The organism is Chryseobacterium takakiae, from assembly GCF_900129385.1.
Classification (GTDB): domain Bacteria; phylum Bacteroidota; class Bacteroidia; order Flavobacteriales; family Weeksellaceae; genus Chryseobacterium; species Chryseobacterium takakiae.
The window spans coordinates 136,391-154,383 of record NZ_FQVO01000006.1 but is presented as its reverse complement, the minus strand read 5'-3'; the positions used below and the strand labels follow the sequence as shown (position 1 = coordinate 154,383).

21 protein-coding genes are annotated in these 17,993 nt (G+C 36.0%); 15 read left to right on the top strand and 6 right to left on the bottom strand.

Features of this window, described 5'->3' with window-relative positions; all coding sequences use genetic code 11:
- Window positions 1-48 precede the first annotated feature (48 nt).
- Both BUA76_RS09745 and BUA76_RS09740 read right to left on the bottom strand, forming a co-directional pair.
- Window positions 49-1,326 (bottom strand): replication-associated recombination protein A, encoded by a 1,278-nt coding sequence (locus BUA76_RS09745; protein WP_072884616.1) that lies wholly within the window; start codon window positions 1,324-1,326, stop codon window positions 49-51.
- 166 nt (window positions 1,327-1,492) lie between these two features.
- The gene (locus tag BUA76_RS09740) at window positions 1,493-2,218 is read right to left on the bottom strand and encodes a DUF6261 family protein (RefSeq protein ID WP_072884615.1); all 726 of its coding nucleotides are present in this window, start codon (window positions 2,216-2,218) and stop codon (window positions 1,493-1,495) included.
- A gap of 47 nt (window positions 2,219-2,265) precedes the next feature.
- Here BUA76_RS09740 and BUA76_RS09735 point away from each other — a divergent pair, with 47 nt between their 5' ends.
- The gene (locus BUA76_RS09735; protein ID WP_178337327.1) at window positions 2,266-2,541 is read left to right on the top strand and encodes a hypothetical protein; all 276 of its coding nucleotides are present in this window, start codon (window positions 2,266-2,268) and stop codon (window positions 2,539-2,541) included.
- 13 nt (window positions 2,542-2,554) lie between these two features.
- Here the strand turns inward: BUA76_RS09735 and BUA76_RS09730 are convergent, their stop codons facing one another.
- A complete protein-coding gene (locus BUA76_RS09730; RefSeq protein WP_072884613.1) occupies window positions 2,555-2,803 on the bottom strand; it encodes a helix-turn-helix domain-containing protein in 249 nt (82 codons plus the stop codon).
- 451 nt (window positions 2,804-3,254) lie between these two features.
- On the opposite strand from BUA76_RS09730, the gene BUA76_RS09725 reads away from it, so the two are divergent.
- The 10 genes from BUA76_RS09725 to lgt all read left to right on the top strand — a co-directional run bounded on the left by BUA76_RS09725 (window position 3,255) and on the right by lgt (window position 10,233).
- Window positions 3,255-3,494, top strand: a complete 240-nt coding sequence (locus tag BUA76_RS09725) for a hypothetical protein (RefSeq protein WP_143149894.1) — start codon at window positions 3,255-3,257, stop codon at window positions 3,492-3,494.
- On the top strand, window positions 3,463-4,944 hold the full coding sequence (locus BUA76_RS09720; RefSeq protein WP_072884611.1) for a hypothetical protein: 1,482 nt from the start codon (window positions 3,463-3,465) through the stop codon (window positions 4,942-4,944). Before BUA76_RS09725 ends, BUA76_RS09720 begins: the two co-directional genes overlap by 32 nt.
- 25 nt (window positions 4,945-4,969) lie before the next feature.
- Window positions 4,970-5,539: a DUF6705 family protein gene (locus BUA76_RS09715; RefSeq protein WP_072884610.1), complete on the top strand. Its 570-nt coding sequence runs from the start codon at window positions 4,970-4,972 to the stop codon at window positions 5,537-5,539.
- The gene (locus tag BUA76_RS09710; protein ID WP_072884609.1) at window positions 5,539-6,093 is read left to right on the top strand and encodes a DUF6705 family protein; all 555 of its coding nucleotides are present in this window, start codon (window positions 5,539-5,541) and stop codon (window positions 6,091-6,093) included. Before BUA76_RS09715 ends, BUA76_RS09710 begins: the two co-directional genes overlap by 1 nt.
- Before the next feature lie 197 nt (window positions 6,094-6,290).
- Window positions 6,291-6,878: a DUF6705 family protein gene (locus BUA76_RS09705; RefSeq protein ID WP_143149892.1), complete on the top strand. Its 588-nt coding sequence runs from the start codon at window positions 6,291-6,293 to the stop codon at window positions 6,876-6,878.
- A gap of 38 nt (window positions 6,879-6,916) precedes the next feature.
- Window positions 6,917-7,516, top strand: coding sequence for a DUF6705 family protein (locus BUA76_RS09700; RefSeq protein WP_072884607.1), 600 nt, complete (start codon window positions 6,917-6,919; stop codon window positions 7,514-7,516).
- Between the two features lie 157 nt (window positions 7,517-7,673).
- The gene (locus BUA76_RS09695; RefSeq protein WP_072884606.1) at window positions 7,674-7,886 is read left to right on the top strand and encodes a DUF6705 family protein; all 213 of its coding nucleotides are present in this window, start codon (window positions 7,674-7,676) and stop codon (window positions 7,884-7,886) included.
- Window positions 7,882-8,274, top strand: a complete 393-nt coding sequence (locus tag BUA76_RS09690; protein WP_317041294.1) for a DUF6705 family protein — start codon at window positions 7,882-7,884, stop codon at window positions 8,272-8,274. The genes BUA76_RS09695 and BUA76_RS09690 overlap by 5 nt, the downstream gene beginning before the upstream one ends.
- Window positions 8,275-8,686: 412 nt before the next feature.
- The gene (gene yidD / locus BUA76_RS09685; protein WP_072884604.1) at window positions 8,687-8,932 is read left to right on the top strand and encodes a membrane protein insertion efficiency factor YidD; all 246 of its coding nucleotides are present in this window, start codon (window positions 8,687-8,689) and stop codon (window positions 8,930-8,932) included.
- 434 nt (window positions 8,933-9,366) lie between these two features.
- Window positions 9,367-10,233: a prolipoprotein diacylglyceryl transferase gene (gene lgt / locus BUA76_RS09680; RefSeq protein ID WP_072884689.1), complete on the top strand. Its 867-nt coding sequence runs from the start codon at window positions 9,367-9,369 to the stop codon at window positions 10,231-10,233.
- Window positions 10,234-12,030: 1,797 nt separating this feature from the next.
- Here the strand turns inward: lgt and BUA76_RS09675 are convergent.
- A complete protein-coding gene (locus BUA76_RS09675) occupies window positions 12,031-13,545 on the bottom strand; it encodes a bifunctional ADP-dependent NAD(P)H-hydrate dehydratase/NAD(P)H-hydrate epimerase (protein WP_072884603.1) in 1,515 nt (504 codons plus the stop codon).
- Between the two features lie 200 nt (window positions 13,546-13,745).
- On the opposite strand from BUA76_RS09675, the gene mscL reads away from it, so the two are divergent.
- Entirely contained in the window at window positions 13,746-14,132 is a 387-nt protein-coding gene (mscL, locus tag BUA76_RS09670; protein WP_072884602.1) for a large conductance mechanosensitive channel protein MscL, read from the top strand.
- A 44-nt stretch (window positions 14,133-14,176) separates the two neighbouring features.
- Here mscL and BUA76_RS09665 read toward each other — a convergent pair whose 3' ends face one another.
- Window positions 14,177-15,136 (bottom strand): D-2-hydroxyacid dehydrogenase, encoded by a 960-nt coding sequence (locus BUA76_RS09665; protein WP_072884601.1) that lies wholly within the window; start codon window positions 15,134-15,136, stop codon window positions 14,177-14,179.
- Window positions 15,137-15,211: 75 nt separating this feature from the next.
- Window positions 15,212-15,622, bottom strand: a complete 411-nt coding sequence (locus BUA76_RS09660) for an LNS2 domain-containing protein (protein WP_029294086.1) — start codon at window positions 15,620-15,622, stop codon at window positions 15,212-15,214.
- A 258-nt stretch (window positions 15,623-15,880) separates the two neighbouring features.
- Between BUA76_RS09660 and idi the strand changes: the two genes are divergently transcribed.
- Genes idi through gcvT form a run of 3 tightly spaced genes read left to right on the top strand, consistent with a single transcriptional unit; the run spans window position 15,881 to window position 17,961 of the window.
- Complete coding sequence (idi, locus tag BUA76_RS09655; RefSeq protein ID WP_072884600.1) at window positions 15,881-16,396, top strand: isopentenyl-diphosphate Delta-isomerase; 516 nt, start codon at window positions 15,881-15,883, stop codon at window positions 16,394-16,396.
- Window positions 16,393-16,869, top strand: a complete 477-nt coding sequence (locus BUA76_RS09650; RefSeq protein ID WP_143149891.1) for a hypothetical protein — start codon at window positions 16,393-16,395, stop codon at window positions 16,867-16,869. The genes idi and BUA76_RS09650 overlap by 4 nt, the downstream gene beginning before the upstream one ends.
- 15 nt (window positions 16,870-16,884) lie before the next feature.
- Complete coding sequence (gcvT, locus tag BUA76_RS09645; protein ID WP_072884599.1) at window positions 16,885-17,961, top strand: glycine cleavage system aminomethyltransferase GcvT; 1,077 nt, start codon at window positions 16,885-16,887, stop codon at window positions 17,959-17,961.
- Window positions 17,962-17,993 lie beyond the last annotated feature (32 nt).

The window sequence follows — 17,993 nt, the reverse complement described above, 5'->3', positions numbered from 1 at the left end:
AAGGATACTCAAACAAAGTATCCTTTTTTATTTGGCCGTAATCTGACATTAATATTTATTGTTCCATTTCTTTTTAAGTTCTTCATAGATTTTCTTTTCCGTTGCATTGCTGCCCGGCTGATACAAGGTTACATCCCGAATCTCTTCCGGAAGAAAATCCTGGTCTACAAAATTACCTTCATAAGAATGAGCGTACTTGTATTCTTTTCCGTAGTCCAGGTCTTTCATCAGCTTGGTGGGTGCATTTCTCAGATGCAAAGGAACAGGAAGATTTCCTGTTTTCTTTACCAGCGCCAATGCTTCATTAATGGCCATATACGTTGAATTGCTCTTGGGTGAGACTGCCAGGTAAACCGCCGTTTCACTTAAGATGATCCTTGCTTCCGGATTTCCGATCACATTGACCGCCTGAAAACAGGTATTGGCCATCATCAAAGCATTAGGATTGGCGAGTCCGATATCCTCTGCTGCCAGGATCAGCATTCTCCGCGCTATGAATTTAATATCCTCACCGCCTGCAATCATCCTTGCCAGCCAATATACTGCTCCGTTGGGATCGCTTCCGCGCATCGATTTGATGAATGCCGAAATGATATCATAATGCTGTTCGCCGTTTTTATCATACAATGCCATCGTTTCCTGCAATACTTCCAGAACATCACTGTTCTGAATTTCGTTCTTGCCAGAACCTTTATATTGATTCAGCACCAGCTCCACAGAATTGATCAGCTTCCTTGCATCACCTCCTGAATATTGTATCAATGCTTCTTTTTCAATAATCTTAAAATCCGACTTTTCATCAGTATTAAATCTTTCAAGAGCAATATCGATTAATTCCTCAAGTTTTTCATAGCTCAGTGCTTTAAGGATATACACCTGACTTCTTGAAAGCAATGCCGAAACCACTTCAAAACTCGGATTTTCGGTGGTGGCACCGATCAGAACGATCCATCCTTTCTCTACAGCATGCAAGAGCGAATCCTGTTGCGATTTGTTGAACCGGTGGATTTCATCAATAAACAAAATCGGAGATTTTCCCGAAAAAAGATTCTGTTTTTTAGCATCTTCTATGACGTCGCGAACATCTTTAACTCCCGAAGAAACGGCAGAAAGCTTATAGAATTTCCTTCCCGACTGTTCCGAAATAATTTCCGCCAGGGTTGTTTTTCCTGTTCCCGGCGGCCCCCAGAAGATTAAGGAATTCAGCGTATTATTCTGCAGCATCTTCCGTATGGTTCCCTTCTCGCCGGTAAGGTGTTCCTGCCCGAGAACATCTTCCAGTGTCTTCGGCCTTAATTTTTCTGCTAATGGAATATTTTGATTCAAGGTAGGTAAAAGTATTTGTTAAAGTTAAATATTGTGAACTGGTATTAATACGTAATGCAAAGTTAATAAAGTAATACAAATCTTATTCCTGTCACAGTGTAAAGAAACCCGCCAATGTATTGACGGGTTTCCTGGGCTAATTACTTTCTTATGGTTAAGGTAGTTCTTATTTTCCTTCTAAAGGCGGGACATCTTTTCTATTCATCAGCAGCACATTGTATTGATCCGTAAGCGCATTCAGCTGCTTGATGACGGTTGCGTATGGTGACGGCGGGGTTTCCACCAAGAGATGAAGCGCATCGATCCGGTCACGCAATGCGTAGTAAGCGGAATTCACCTCTTCCCTTTTGGACTTAATGGTTTCCGGATTGGCATCTCCGTATTCCTGGGTACGGGAAAGATAAGTTGTGTTGAACAGGTCATTGGCAGTTTTCATCTCATTGATCCATGCAGAAAGATTAAAGGAGGCAACCGCATCGATGAGCTCTGGTTTGTTTTCCCAATCTCTGATGAGATTGTTAAGCGTGGCGGTTTCTGCCTGATAGTTTAAACGCGCAATACCGCTGCCATACAGAGCCATATTGTCGAGAAGCAATTGTGCCTTCTGTTTTTTATCTGCTTCGAAATGATAAGAATGCCCCAAAAGAAAATAATAAATTCCGTTAATGGCATTGTCCCTTCTTTCATCCAACAGCAAGAGATCCTGTGTTTTCTCGTTGGCCAATGCTTTCTTATACAAGTTTTCCAGATCGGAAATTTTGGTATTGAAGGCGGAAAGCTTGGCATCAATCTGTAAGGTTGCGGGATTGTTCAGGGCGATAATTCCTGAGAAGTCTTTTACGTATTGCAGGTATTCTGCATTGCGAAGTAATTGTAATTCGATTGTATTCATATTTTTTTACATTATTTGCGTTTTTATCGGAAAACCTTGTTGCGGAGGTGCAAGAAGGTTTCCTGCTTTCCGGAAAGTTTGCCGCAGGGGTGCAACAGGCTTTCCGGGTTACCGGAAAAGTTGTTGCAGGAGTGCATGAAGCTTTCCGGATTTCCGGAAAACTTCCCGCGAGGGTGCGGCAAACTTTCCGGAAGATTAGATATTATTTGCTGTTTTCAGCCTGGTTTTTCCAGAAGGCAAGCTGGTTTTTGAGCTCCTGGTTCCTTTCCTGTAGTTCTTTGATGCGCTCTTCGTATTGCTCTACAAGCTTTTCTGATATATAATAATTGATAGTTTTTACCGCATTATTAACGAATTATCATATGTATTATTAAAATTATGATTTCCATCTTTATTTTCCAGCAGATCATAAATATCCGTCTCATAAAATTCAGAAATTTTCAGCAGGTTATCGAGTCCCGGTTTCGACTGGTCACTCTCCCACTTACCATAAGCGGTCTGCGAAACATCAAGCTCCATAGCGACCTGTGTCTGCGATAAATTTCTTCCTGTTCTCAGTTCCCTGAGTTTAGTTCCTAAAGACATATCAAATAATTTTCAGCTAATTTACTATTTTTACATTAAACTTTTTTAAACTTTTAATTAACTACAAACCGAAGGTTTAACGCAAAAAGCATAAAGATTAAGATTTTTTTTTGATATAATTTTTTTAACCATTAAGAAGTTAAGATATCTTTTCTTAATGATCTTCATTTAAAATCAATGTATTGATTTCTTATCTTTTTCAGCTTAATCAACTAAATTTCTTAATGTTAAAATTAAGAATAAACAGAGTTTATTTGAATGAAGCAGATTAAGTAAAAACCAATTAAATACAACTTTTGTTGGCGATTTTACAACTTTAGTTCAGATGCATGTGAAATATTTTCTTTAGATTTGCCGCACAACTATAGATTGGTTTTATCCCTTTCCAACCTTACGGATAAAACATGCATCTATAGGTAAAAAGAATTATTAACTAAAACAACAAATGCAAATGATGAGAAAGAAAATTTCATGGCTGTTTTTAGTAACGGTGTTCCTTTCCTTATTTTCCTGTAGGAATGAGCAGGATATTTTAAATGAATCCTCTGCAAATAGAAATCGGGATATTATTTCCTTTGCTGCTTTCCAAAAAGAAACACAGATTCAAAAAGTTGGAGAGGTGATTTCACCGCTAAGCATCTCGCAAAAAAGCATAGAGTATGACGACACACTTTCTGGGGTTCCTTATTGATACAGAAACGATCAACCGTATTAAAGCCAACGCAGATATTTCTACCTATTCATTCAGGATCTATTCTTTGTTTGGTAATCCCCAGGATGTTTATAATATCGTGTACCGCAAGAGAAATGACGGCACGCTTCATTATTCTATTATAAGGATAATAGGGGATACTCCTTACGTTCTTTACGACTCCGAAGCGGCTTCCGTTGCCCAAAAGCACTCTCACAAAAATGCGTTTGCCAAAACTTCAAATTATGAAGACTGCCTGGCTTCTTACAGCGTGAGTGTATGGCACTGTAAAAACGGTTCCAGTTGGGATGCATGCGACAAATGTGAGAGCTGCCTGGAAACCTTAACCGTTTGTGTAGGAAGTGGTGGCGGAGACAACTCCGGTGGTTTTGGCGGTCAGAATAACGGAAACCCTTCCAATCCACCTCCTCCTGTAGACCCTATTACAGAGGGTGGCTCTGCTGTATATCTTACCGACCCGAGCGGATATGTTTTTGATCCCAATCTTCCTCCTTCTACCGATGCGGGTTATGTAAGAGCATTGAGAGCCTATCTGTTTTGGGAACAGCTTCCGGGAGCGTTGTACCGACAATGGGCAAATGAGCATGTAGATATTTACCAGAATATCATAGAGAGCTACCTCAACCATTATTCTACTGCCAATAATACAGAAAATTTGAATTTTCACAATGAAGCGGTACAATATTTTATGGACCATCCTAATGCTGCGTGGGAAGAGTTTTATAATCAATATCTGTCAGCGGACAGCCCTTGTGAGAAAACGAAGAAAATGCTGAACAGATCCAATGTAAAAACAGGCATAAATAATGTAAAAGCCCAAGCATTAAATACTCTAAGCAATATAAATGCAGGTGAGATTGGTTTCAAAGAGAAAAAAGATGGAACAATAGTTCCAGCAAATGTTAATGCTTCTCATCATGTTATTTTTAGTGATGTAACGGATGGTTACGGAGGTTATCATAATCATACAGCAACAGGAACACACATGTTTTCTCCACCAGATATAGAAACATTATTTGGATTTGCAGCCGCCCAAAGTATACAAGACGGTGTTGGAAATGCCTATTTTGGGATGATTGCAGCGGAATGGTGTAATTGTCCACCAAGCAATCAGCAATTTATAAACTATGTAATAACTTATACAGGAACAGGTGCGGAATTGGGAGGTTATGTTTATACTCCTGCACAAATGAAACAATTTGAAAAAGATTATCAAAAAAAAGTGGATAAACTATTGAAAAATCCATTATATTCGAGTAATAATGGAGCTAAACTTAACCAAATAGGACTCGAAAAACTATACTTTGATACTTTAAAAAATATGGGACTGGGTGGAAAAGTAAACTTACAACGTGTAGAACCCAATGGAACAGTTTATAATGTAAATGAAGATAGTAATGGTATGCCTGTTGGAATACCTTGTCCTTAATTTAATTTAATTTAAAAAATAAAATATGAAAACAATATATTTAAGAATAGTAATTTTTCTTTTAATTACAAACTTTATTTCTTGCAGAGCTCAACAAGTCTATCCATTAAATGCAGATTATGAAGAAGTTCCCCCAAACTCATATTTAAAAGACTTGTATAATGAACTCACACCTTACGTTGGAATTTATAAAGCTAACTTTAATGGAAATGAAATTACACTTTATATAACCAAACAAGAACAAAAACCAGAAAAAACTGGACAAAAAGATTACTATATGGATGCTTTAATAATAAAGTATATTGTAAAAAGTTCTACAGGAGCAATTTTACAAGATACTCAAAATAATGTATATGATATTGAATTATATAGTATTAGTACTACACCTGCTCAAAATAAAGTGAACTTTTTTTATAGTGGCACTAATTGTAGTGTAGGTTGGGGAAGAATAATATTAAAAAAAGTTAATGCTAGTCAAATATCTTGGGACTACTATCCGGATGATATTACAACAACAGCTGCTAAGTGCCCCTCTAATTTGGATACAACAATTTATCTTCCGGAAACGAAGGATTTAATTTTTACAAAGCAATAATGAAAAGTGTTTTGCTTTTAATAATTTTTACTGTGGTTTCTTGTAAATCACAGCAAATTTCGCCAATGAACACACCCTTTTTAGATATTCCAAAGGGTGCTTATCTAAAGGATTTAAATAATGAGTTGAATCCTTATATTGGAGCTTACAAAGCAAATTTCAATAGTAATGAAATTACTTTATTTATTACTAAACAAGAAAACAAGTTAGAGCAAACAGGGCAAAAAAATTATTATATGGATGCATTAATTGTAAAGTATATTGTGAAAAATTTATCAGGAGTTATTTTGCAAGATACTCAGAATAATGTTACTGATATTGAATTATATATCATAGGAACGAGTCCTTCTAAAAATGCAATCACATTTTATTATAGCGGTACAAATTGTAGTGTTGGCTGGGGAGATATTTATTTAAAAAAAATAAATGCAACACAAATTTCTTGGGAGTATCATCCAGATGATATTGTAACTACAGCAGATAAATGTCCTCCTACTTTGGACACAAACATTTATCTTCCAGAAACAAAGGATTTAATTTTCACAAAGCAATAGATATAAACCGCTGAAAGGCGGTTTTTTGCTTATGGAAAAGGTTGGAAAAATTATTTCTCGAAACACTAAAAACTATGAATTTAAGTGGAAAAGTCAGTTTACAAAGAGTAGAATCTAATGGAACTGTCAATAATATATCTTTAAATAATATTGGTGTGCCTGTTGGAACGCCTTGTCCATAAAAAAATAAATAAAATATGAATTTAATACAATCAAAAATATTACTAATGTTATTAATAGTTGGAAATTTAATTTCATGTAATGCTCAACAAATTTATCCTCTATTAACTTCTTTAGATAACGTTCCAAATATGTCTCATATAAAAGATACTAATAACGAGCTTCAATCTTTTGTTGGAACATATTTTTCAACATACAATGGGAATCAGATCACACTATACATTTCTAAGGAGAATGATAAATTTTTTGATTATGGTAGTCAAAAAGTATATATAGATGTTCTGTCCGTAAAATATATCATAAAAAATTCTTCAGGAACTGTTCTTCAGGATACGAAGAACATGCTATTACCAGCAGATGATCTCAAGCATACAATTTATAGTATATGGGTTACAGATAACGGAAATAAGGCTGAATTGATATACAATGGAACTAATTGCAACATAGGTTTTGGAGGAATTAAATTGATAAAAATTAGTTCTACGCAAATTTCATGGGAGTATAGACCCAACGATATTGTTACAACAGCTGAAAAGTGTCCCCCTAATTTGGATACAACAATTTATCTTCCGGAAACGAAGGATTTAATTTTTACAAAGCAATAATTTAAAGCCTCTCCGGAGTTTTTTTCAATAATGAAAATATGAAAAATATTATTTTACTTATTATAGCATTATTAATTTCATCCTTATATAAATCTCAAAGCGTGATTATTGATATTAATGATTCAGAATTAGGACAGCCTAATGGATATTACAGCAAAGATCTTCATAATGTTCTTAATCAATTTGAAGGCACTTATCTTTATACCAAAGGAAATACAAGTTTTAAAATTGTTTTAGTAAAAAAAATAAAACAATACAACAGCAGTTATTACGAAGATTTAATCATCGGAGAATATCAATACATTGTAAATGGAGTAGAAAAAGCCAATACGCTATCTAATTTAAATGTTGTATACAATAACCAATTTGCAAAGCATGCGATTGCTGGAAATTATACAATAGACAATAACACTCGACTTTGGAAACGCCCACAATGCAATCCTAATGAGAAAAGATTAAGTGCAAGTATTACTGATGTAAGTACAAATAGGACGGCAGATTTTTTCGTAAGAAAGACAGTTGTAAATGGACAAGAAGTATTACAAGTCAAAGTAACTAATATTTTACCGGATTTGGAGAATATGAACCCGGCACCATTTACTTTACCTACTGGAGAATTTACGATGATAAAACCATAGAAGTAATAAGCGACCTTTTTTAGTCGCTTTTGTTTTTATAGTTGGTTTTATTTAAAGCCAATAGTGATTTAACAAATTGGAGTAAACTCACAATAAGTGAAAATTCAGATACAGCAGTAGTAACTCCTGTTAATTGTAATTAAAAAAACTTAATAAAATGAAAAATATAATTCTATTGGTAGTAATATCATTAATATCATCTTTATTGAAATCTCAGAGTGTAGTAATTGATATAAGTAAATCGGGAATTGGACAGCCTAGTGGATATTATAGAAAAGATTTAAATAATATCTTAAATCAATTTGAAGGCACTTATCTTTATACCAATGGAGATAAAAGTTTTAAAATTGTTTTGGTAAAAAAAAATTAAACAATATAATAGCAGTTATTATGAAGATTTAATAATTGGAGAATATCAATATATTGTAAATGGGATAGAAAAAGCCAATACCCTTTTTAATTTGAATGTTGTATATAATAACCAATTTGCAAAACATGCTTTGGCAGGTAATGCTCCTGTTGACAATAATAATAGAACTTGGAAATGCCCACAATGCAATCCAAATGAGAAAAGATTACGTTTAAAGATTAGAGATGTAAGCGCCAACAGATCGGGAGATTATATTATAAGAAAAACAATGATAAATGGAAAAGAAGTTTTACAAGTAAAGTTAATAGATATTTTACCCGATTTTGAGAATATGAACCCACCGGCATTTACTTTACCTGCTGGAGAATTTACGATGATAAAACAATAGAAGTAATAAAGCGATCTTTTTCAGTCGCTTTTGTTTTTATAGTTGGTTTTTATTCAAAGCCAATAGTAATTTAATTGGAATAAACTCGCAGTAAGTGAAAATTACTATTCGCAAAATCATACAATTAAAGAAGGAAGTCCATTAGGAAAACAATTTTATAAAGCAAGAATATTCGCAACAACAAGTTATTCAGGATTTAAAAACAATCATTAAATAAAATTTACGAGTAAAAGCTGCCTCAAATGAAGGCAGCTTATTTATTACAGTAACATCATCTTATGATTCTTTCTCATTTTCTAAATCCACAAATCGACCAACACCAAATTATCTCCGACGAACCCCCTTCCGCCCTGCCGAAACTTCCGGTATATTTCAACCAACTTCCGATTTTTTACGCTATTTTTGCAATGTTTTGAAACCTACAGCCAACAAGATCATCACCTTTCCTCTGGTAATCCTAATTAAGTTTTACCAATGGTTTATTTCGCCGCTGCTGCCTAAAAACTGCAGGTATGAACCTACCTGCTCGCATTATATGGTAAAGGCGTTACAGGTACATGGCCCATTGAAAGGATTCTGGCTGGGTGTTAAAAGAATTTCAAGATGCCATCCCTGGGGAGGAAGCGGCTATGATCCTGTTCCTCCCAAGAAAAAGTAAAATTTGAATATAACAAACTATAAAAAATAGAAATGAGCAATATTTTTTTCAGAATGTATCTCGTTATTTTTGCGTTGATTACTCAGTGTTTATTTGCGCAGAATTATCCGGACGGAATGTCGGAAGGAACTTTAAAAATCAACTCAGCAGGTGTGCCCGTAAAAATTTACAGCACTACCGAACTGGCGGATCTCAACGTCTTTCCGGATAGAAAAGTAGATGGCAATGTGCTGATAATCCTTAATGAATCTAATCTGGAGCCTGCATCTTTTAATTATAGTGCATTAACACTGGATAAATTGAAAAATAAAAAATATCAGTTTCTGGATAAAAACTTCAGACTGATAGAAACACCTGCTACCAAAGAGAATATCACAGCTTTTAAATATGCCGTAAAATCAAATAAGCTAATCGCTTCTTCAGATCAGGTAAGCCTGGAAACGCCTTTTAAGATCTGGGATCCGTCGAAAGGTATTGTTTTAGGACCGATTACCCTGCATTTTTACAGTTTGATGTTTATTTTTGCCTTCGGTTTCGGGTATATTTTAATGAACAGGATATTTAAAATTGACAATGTTAACCAGAAATATCTGGAGCCTTTATTCACCTGGACATTAATAGGAACGATTCTTGGGGCACGTCTGGGGCACGTTATTTTCTATCAGCCGGAACTATTCAAAGAGGATTTCTGGAGTGTGTTTTTACCGATCAGCACCAAAAACGGTCTTAAATTTACAGGATTTTCCGGCTTAGCAAGTCATGGCGCAACCATCGCATTGATTTTTACCACCCTATATTATTCATTTAAAATTATTAAGAAAAATCCTTTCTGGGTGTACGACAGGCTTGGAATTGTGGTAGCATTGGGCGGCGCATTTGTAAGGCTTGGAAATTTCTTCAATTCCGAAATCATCGGAAAGCCGGTAGATCCCAACTCACCTTTTGCGTTACTTTTCCCGCAGCAGAGCAGCGAGTACGGCGTGACGGTACCACGTTATCCATCACAGCTTTTTGAAGCATTTGGGTATGTTTGTCTATTTGTCCTGTTATGGATTTTATACAAAAAAACCAACAAGAAATATCAGCAGGGATGGCTGTTCGGATTATTTTTCATCATTCTTTGGGCAATACGTTTCTTTGTAGAGTTCCTGAAAGAGCCACAGGGTGATGAATTTATTCAGTTCGGAGGACTGAATACTGGGCAGGTATTATCCATTCCTTTTATGATTGCTGGCGTCGTGATCATGATTATGTCTAAAAAATTCAGAATTACACAAGCGGAAAACGAGAAACCTGAGTAATTTTTAAATAGTATTACAAGCATAAAAAGCAAGTCGTGAATGGACGACTTGCTTTTTTATATCCGGTTATCCTGGTTGGTTAAGATTGTTCAATTTTCTTTTGTCTTAAAACAAAAGAAACAAAAGTTCAAGACTGAAATCTGAAAGCTAAAAATTCCTTCTGCTCTCTAAAAATTCTAAACTTGCGCGAATTTACTATCGGTTCTTCGGTTCTATATTTTTGTCGCGCTTCGGACAGGAGAATTTTCTTAACGTTCGCAAAAGTAATTTTCTTTACGCTTCAGCTTCCTAGGTCGGGTTTACATTATTGAGAATAAAAATCCTTCGACTGCTTCGCGCTCAGGATGACAGATCGTGTTAGTTAAGTTTGTCATTCTGAAAAAATCTAAACTTTCTTTTTAATTGCATTTTCTTTTGTCTTGAAATCGAAGATTCGACGTAGTCAAACAAAAGAAACAAAAGTTCAAGACTGGAATCTTACGCTAAAAATTTCTTCTGCTCTCTAAAAATTCTAAAACTTGCGCGAGTTAACTATTGGTTCTTCGGTTTTATATTTTTGTCGAGCTTCGGACAGAAGAATTTTCTTAACGTTCGCAAAAGTAATTTTCTTTACGCTTCAGTTTCCTAAGTCGGGTTTACATTATTGAGAATAAAGATCCTTCGACTGCTTCGCGCTCAGGATGACAGAAACTGTTTATTGAATATTGTCATTCTGTAAGAATCTCAAAATATTTTTTAAACAATTTTTCTTTTGTCTTGAAATCGAAGATTCGACGTAGTCAAACAAAAGAAACAAAAATTTAAGACTGGAATCTGAAAGCTAAAAATTCCTTCTGCTCTCTAAAAATTCTAAACTTGCGCGAATTCACTATCGGTTCTTCGGTTTTATATTTTTGTCGCGCTTCGAACAGGAGAATTTTCTTAACGTTCGCAAAAGTAATTTTCTTAACGCTTCAGTTTCCTAAGTCGGGTTTACATTATTGAGAATAAAGATCCTTCGACTGCTTCGCGCTCAGGATGACAGAAACTGTTTATTGAATATTGTCATTCTGTAAGAATCTCAAAATATTTTTTAAACAATTTTTCTTTTGTTTTGAAATCGAAGATTCGACGTAGTCAAACAAAAGAAACAAAAATTTAAGACTGGAATCTGAAAGCTAAAAATTCCTTCTGCTCTCTAAAAATTCTAAACTTGCGCGAATTCACTATCGGTTCTTCGGTTTTATATTTTTGTCGCGCTTCGAACAGGAGAATTTTCTTAACGTTCGCAAAAGTAATTTTCTTAACGCTTCAGTTTCCTAAGTCGGGTTTACATTATTGAGAATAAAGATCCTTCGACTGCTTCGCGCTCAGGATGACAGATCGTGTTAGTTAAGTTTGTCATTCTGAAAAAATCTAAACTTTCTTTTTAATTGCATTTTCTTTTGTCTTGAAATCGAAGATTCGACGTAGTCAAACAAAAGAATCAAAAATTTAAGACTGGAATCTGAAAGCTAAAATCCCTTCTGCTCTCTAAAAATTCTAAAACTTGCGCGAGTTAACTATCGGTTTTATATTTTTGTCGCGCTTCGGACAGAAGAATTTTCTTAACGTTCGCAAAAGTAATTTTCTTAACGCTTCAGGTTCCTAGGTCGGGTTTACATTATTGAGAATAAAGATCCTTCGACTGCTTCGCGCTCAGGATGACAGCGTGTTTACCTAAGTCTGTATTCCTTAAATAAAAGAAACAAAAGTTCAGGATCTAAAATTCGAAACCTCTCGAATCTATTATCTATTCGTCTATTATCTAGCCTTCTCTTACAAAAGCTTCCTTATTTTGCCATTCAATTCAGAAAAAACAGTCCCAAACTCATTGATTACATCTGACGGAAGCATGGATTCTTTGGAATGTCTCTCTGCAGCAAATTCGGCTGCTTTTCCATGAAACCATACCCCTAAAATGGCTGCTTCCTGCTCGGTATACTGTTGCGCCAGGAATGAAGTGATAATTCCTGTAAGAATATCTCCGCTGCCACCTTTGGCCAGCCCGGAATTTCCCGTAATATTATAAAATACCGCACCTTCCGGTGTGATGATCTGGGTATGATGATCCTTTAAAACAATATAAATCTGCAGTTCCCGGCTTTTATTTCTAGCCAGCTCCGTTCTTTCAAAAGAATTTTTTGTTTTTCCGAAAAGCCTTTCAAATTCTTTGGGATGGGGAGTGATAATCGATTTCTCAGGAATTAAATTTAAATTGGCAGGATCCTGGGCAATAATATTTAAAGCATCTGCATCAAGAATCAACGGTTTTGAATAGCTTTTTAAAAACATCAAAAGACTTGCCGCCGTTTTTTCATGAGTTCCGATTCCGGGACCTATTCCGCAAACAGCTGTTTCATCAACATCGAAACTTTCAATATAATCTTTTCCACCTTCGATGAACATGGCCTCCGGATCAGAGGTCTGCAAAATTTCGTATCCGCATTTTGGAGCCAGTGTAAAGGTGAGACCTGCACCTGCCTTCAGAGCAGACCTGGTAGAAAGTACTGCCGCTCCCATTTTTCCATAGCTTCCGGCAATGATGTTTACCTTTCCGTAGGTGCCTTTATGAGAAAATTCACTTCTTATTTTAAAAATAGTTTTAATGATCTCATCATCAATTACAAAATCTTCCGTATCCGTTTCATCAATATAATCCTGACTTAAACGAATATCCAACACCTGAACTCTTCCTGCAAACTTTCCGGTTTCGGCATGGAGAAAAGATTTTTTCCAGAACTGGAAGCTTAACGTATAGTCTGCCATAAAGACAACCGAATCAGAATCTGAAACAGCATCAGCCATAAGACCGGAAGGCAGATCAATGGAAATTTTTATGTTTTTTTTCTGATTTAAAAATTCCACCAGGTCTTTCATATCACCGTCCAGACTTCTTGAGAGCCCGGTACCGAAAAGCGCATCAACAATCACTGTTCTGCTGTCGAAACGGTAATTGAATACTTCTTTAAACTCCCTGATGGTAATTCCTGAAATCTCTTTGATCTGCTTAAAATTTTCCTGAGCCTCGGAAGAAAACTTAGCTTTTGTATGGGTAAATACATCTACATCGAATCCTTTCTGGTAAAGCATTCTTGCAATAGCAAAACCATCGCCCCCATTATTTCCGCTTCCGCAGAAAACAGCAAAATTACGGTGATGATTACAGTTTTCAGAGATCCATTCCACACATGATTCTGCTGCTCTTTCCATAAGCTGTACAGAAGAAACCGGCTCGTTTTTTATCGTGTATTGATCACAGTTGCGGATCTGCCCTGCTGTAAAAATTTTCATTGATTGATATTTAATAATACGCTATCAGCAATTTACAAAAAAAGTGATTTTAAAAACCCTATATATATAAAATTTATAATATAATATTAGGAAACAGTGAGTTTTATGTAAATTATTCGCTAAAGAAGGAATTAAAATAAACCAGTTACATATTTTTTTGTAAATTAACCTGCTTTTAGACAACAATTAAAAATATAAATATGGGATTTGTTAAAGAATTTAAAGAATTTGCGTTCAAAGGGAACGTGCTTGATCTTGCAGTCGGTGTCATCATCGGTGCTGCATTCAGTGCCATTGTAAAGTCATTTGTTGATGATATCATAACGCCGCTTCTTCTGAATCCGGCTTTGGAAAAGGCCAATGTAAAAAATATTGCAGAACTTTCCTGGGGAGGGGTAAAGTATGGTAATTTTTTATCTTCGGTTATCAGCTTCCTTATTGTTGCTTTTGTTTTGTTCCTTCTTATTAAAGGCGTAAACAGCCTTAACAAAAAACCGGAAACAGCACCTTCGCCACCGGTACTTACGGAAGACCAGAAATTACTTACGGAAATCAGGGATTTACTGAAAAATAAAAACAATATATAATGAAAAAGCACTTCGCAATGAAGTGCTTTGTTCATTTTTGAATATTACTGAATTTGTAAAATACTGGAAATCTGCTCTGCAAGCGAAAGCCCGATTCTGTCCTGAGCTTCCAGTGTTGAGGCACCTGTATGCGGTGTCATGGAAATTTTAGCATGGCTCAGTATTTCTTTGGAAGGTGTAGGTTCATTAATGAAAACATCCAATCCTGCGAATTTTACTTTTCCGGAGTCTAAAGCTTCTATAAGAGCCGATTCATCAATAACACCGCCTCTTGAGCAGTTTACGATGGCAACGCCGTCTTTCATCATCTCAAATTCATTTTTACCGATCATGTAGCCATCTTTTTGTGCCGGTACATGAAGCGTTATAAAATCTGAATGTTTAAGAACATCCTGAAGTGGTTCGGTTTCTATATCAACATTAATGAACTGCTTATTGTAAAAGGTTACTTTAATGCTTGCCTTTCCGACATTGCTATCAGCTGCAACAACTCTCATTCCAAGGCCTAAAGCAATTTTAGCAACTTCCTGCCCGATTCTTCCCATTCCTACAATACCGATTGTTTTTCCTTTCAGTTCGATACCGGCTGCGTATGCTTTTTTAAGCGTTGCAAATTCCGTATCGCCCACCAAAGGCATTTTTCTGTTGGAGTCCTGCAAAAATCTGGCTCCGGAAAACAGGTGGGCAAAAACAAGCTCTGCCACAGACTCTGAGGAAGCTGATGGTGTATTGATCACATGAATTCCTTTTTCCCTTGCATAATCCACATCAATATTATCCATTCCTACACCACCTCTTCCGATGATCTCAAGAGACGGGCAGTTGTCAATAATATCTTTTCTCACCTGTGTGGCACTGCGCACCAACAGGGTACGAATCCTATGCTCATTAATGTAATCAACTAAAAACTCCTGGGGAACTTTTGTGGTGATTACTTCAAAACCTTTTTCAGTCAATGCATCAATACCGGATTGATCCAGGCCGTCGTTTGCTAAAACTTTCATAAACTTTTTGTAGATTAAAGTAAAGACTAGCGATTAACTTAAAAACATTAATCGTTTAATCTTTGAATTAAATTTTTATTCTCCGTCTTCTTTAAAAACTTCAATGGTAACCTGCTTTTCAACAAGATCTGTAAATTTACCTTTATATCGTGTTGCTCTTACCAGGTGGTTATCAATCCAGTGGTAATTTCCGCCTCTCGGCTTTCCGCATAGTACACTGTGGTATTTAAATCCGTGCTTATCAAGCCAATCTATAGTAATTTGTTTCAGGTTTTCTGTTCTCGAGGTGAAAAAACAGATCTGGTGACCTTCATCATACCATTTATTGATGGTTTCCAACGCATCCGGAAAAGGTTCGCAGGTTACCATTCTTTCGGGTTCTTCGTTCGGAACATCCTCTGTAATGGTTCCGTCGATATCAATAAGGTAGTTTTTTACGCCGTCTTTCAGGATAGGGCTAATGTGATCTTTGTACTCTAATTCCATCATAAAAAATTGAATGGCAAAGTTACGTTTTTTACATTAATAAGCCCCGTTAAACTTAGTAAATGTAAATTTTTTAAATCAAAAATCAATATTTAATGAAAATTTTTAATTAAAATTGTTAGTTTTTGTAATTAAAGTTAAAAATATTCTCTTCATGCGGCAATCATATTCTTATTTAAGAACATGTGCGGTATCTCAAAATCATGATGTTTTACCAAAAATTTTCAGAATACATTTATTACACTTACATTTGTAGAAATGGAAGAATTCGTAGTTTTAGTAAACCCGGAAGACCAGGTTCTTGGTTTAATGGAAAAGCAGCAGGCCCACATCAACAGCCTTCTGCACCGTGCTTTCTCTGTATTCCTTTTCAACAGCAAAGGCGAAATGCTTTTGCAGAAAAGAGCTTCTGGAAAATATCATTCACCGTTAAAATGGACCAACGCAGTATGCTCTCATCCCAGAATTGAAGAAACCTATCTTGAAGGAGCAAAGCGCCGACTGAAAGAAGAACTGGGAATTGTAGCCGATCTTTCGGAAAAATTCAGTTTTATTTATAAAGCAGATGTAGGAAACGGACTCTGGGAACATGAGCTGGATCATGTTTTTACCGGGATTTTTGAAGATGAATTTCACCTTAATAAAGATGAAGTTGAAGAAGTCCGATATATTTCAATTGAAGATCTCGACAAAGAAATATCTGCAAATCCTGAGCATTTTACAGAATGGTTCAAGATTATCCTTAATGAATATAAACATCATCTCAATTCATGAAAAAGATATTTCTTATATTGGTTCTGTTCACCGGAAGTTTATGGATGGCACAATCCATTCCGACTGAGGTCTATGATCATGACAACTACTTCATTGTTTATCCTCAAGGCTGGAAAGTTACCAATGACAGCGAGATTGTCAATATTTTTCCGCCAAGCCAGATCGGAGCCATTACCATTTCGGAATACCACAACCTGAATCTGCCAAAATCCGAAACTAAAAAATTCATTCTCGCCCTTTATAAATCTTCCGACGACGAAAAGAAAGTAACTTCTAAAAGCGGCAAAAAAGGATATACAGAATATTTTTACGAATACCTTGATGAAAAGCAAAATCTGGTCTGGCTTACAAAAGTCTACCAGAAAGATAAAGAGCTGTACCTGATTTCCATCAACTGCGGACAGAAATACTGGAACGGCAATTCTATGAAGCTTTTCAATGAAGCTTTTGACAGTTTTAAAATAAAGAAATAGAAATAAAAATTAAATATGAAGAAAACAGCATTGTACGACAAGCACGTATCTTTGGGAGCTAAAATCGTACCTTTCGCAGGTTTTGAGATGCCTGTACAATATTCCGGAGTTACTGAAGAACACTTTGCCGTAAGAGAAAAAGCAGGTCTGTTTGATGTTTCCCACATGGGACAGTTTTTTATTGAAGGAGCTGGTTCCAAAGAACTTTTACAATACGTTACCACCAATAATGTAGATACACTGGAAAACGGAAAAGCACAGTATTCCTGTCTTCCCAACGAAAACGGAGGAATTGTTGACGACCTTATCGTTTACAAAATGGATGACGATAAGTATTTCGTGGTTGTAAATGCTTCAAACATCGATAAAGACTGGAATCATATTTCCAAATATAATACTTTCGGAGCAAAAATGACCAATGCTTCAGACGATATGTCGTTACTGGCAGTTCAGGGCCCGAAAGCTACCGAAATTCTTCAGAAATTAACGGAAACGAATCTTTCCGAAATTCCTTATTATCATTTTACCGTAGGTTCTGTTGCAGGAGTAAGCGATGTTATCATTTCCAACACAGGATACACGGGAAGCGGCGGTTTTGAAATTTATTTTAAGAACGAATCTGCCGAAAAGCTTTGGGACGCCATCATCGAAGCCGGTGCGGAAGAAGGGATTATTCCTTGCGGACTGGCTGCCAGAGACACCCTGCGTCTTGAAAAAGGGTTCTGCCTTTACGGAAATGACATTGATGATACGACATCACCTATCGAAGCCGGTTTGGGATGGATCACCAAATTTGATAAAGATTTTCTCTCTAAAGAAACATTCGCCAAGCAAAAAGAAGAAGGCGTTACCAGAAAACTGGTTGGTTTTGAATTAACGGATAAAGGAGTTCCAAGACACGATTATCCTGTTGTAGACGCAGAAGGAAATGTAATCGGAAAAGTGACTTCCGGAACACAATCCCCAATGAAAAAAGTAGGATTAGGCCTTGCGTATGTAGATAAACCTCACTTTAAATTGGGTTCCGAAATCTTCATTCAGGTAAGAAATAAAAACATTCCTGCCAAGGTAGTAAAAGCGCCTTTTGTATAACTTTTTGACGCCACTTTGTCAAAGTTGAAAAT

Bases quoted from the DNA above. Each gene is read 5' to 3' on its own strand.
- BUA76_RS09675 (WP_072884603.1), bottom strand. From the start codon at position 13,545: ATGAAAATTTTTACAGCAGGGCAGATCCGCAACTGTGATCAATACACG.
- mscL (WP_072884602.1), top strand. From the start codon at position 13,746: ATGGGATTTGTTAAAGAATTTAAAGAATTTGCGTTCAAAGGGAACGTG.
- BUA76_RS09665 (WP_072884601.1), bottom strand. From the start codon at position 15,136: ATGAAAGTTTTAGCAAACGACGGCCTGGATCAATCCGGTATTGATGCA.
- BUA76_RS09720 (WP_072884611.1), top strand. From the start codon at position 3,463: ATGACGACACACTTTCTGGGGTTCCTTATTGATACAGAAACGATCAAC.
- BUA76_RS09725 (WP_143149894.1), top strand. From the start codon at position 3,255: ATGATGAGAAAGAAAATTTCATGGCTGTTTTTAGTAACGGTGTTCCTT.
- BUA76_RS09660 (WP_029294086.1), bottom strand. From the start codon at position 15,622: ATGGAATTAGAGTACAAAGATCACATTAGCCCTATCCTGAAAGACGGC.
- BUA76_RS09740 (WP_072884615.1), bottom strand. From the start codon at position 2,218: ATGAATACAATCGAATTACAATTACTTCGCAATGCAGAATACCTGCAA.
- gcvT (WP_072884599.1), top strand. From the start codon at position 16,885: ATGAAGAAAACAGCATTGTACGACAAGCACGTATCTTTGGGAGCTAAA.
- BUA76_RS09650 (WP_143149891.1), top strand. From the start codon at position 16,393: ATGAAAAAGATATTTCTTATATTGGTTCTGTTCACCGGAAGTTTATGG.
- BUA76_RS09700 (WP_072884607.1), top strand. From the start codon at position 6,917: ATGAAAAATATTATTTTACTTATTATAGCATTATTAATTTCATCCTTA.
- BUA76_RS09705 (WP_143149892.1), top strand. From the start codon at position 6,291: ATGAATTTAATACAATCAAAAATATTACTAATGTTATTAATAGTTGGA.
- BUA76_RS09715 (WP_072884610.1), top strand. From the start codon at position 4,970: ATGAAAACAATATATTTAAGAATAGTAATTTTTCTTTTAATTACAAAC.
- BUA76_RS09730 (WP_072884613.1), bottom strand. From the start codon at position 2,803: ATGTCTTTAGGAACTAAACTCAGGGAACTGAGAACAGGAAGAAATTTA.
- BUA76_RS09695 (WP_072884606.1), top strand. From the start codon at position 7,674: ATGAAAAATATAATTCTATTGGTAGTAATATCATTAATATCATCTTTA.
- idi (WP_072884600.1), top strand. From the start codon at position 15,881: ATGGAAGAATTCGTAGTTTTAGTAAACCCGGAAGACCAGGTTCTTGGT.
- BUA76_RS09710 (WP_072884609.1), top strand. From the start codon at position 5,539: ATGAAAAGTGTTTTGCTTTTAATAATTTTTACTGTGGTTTCTTGTAAA.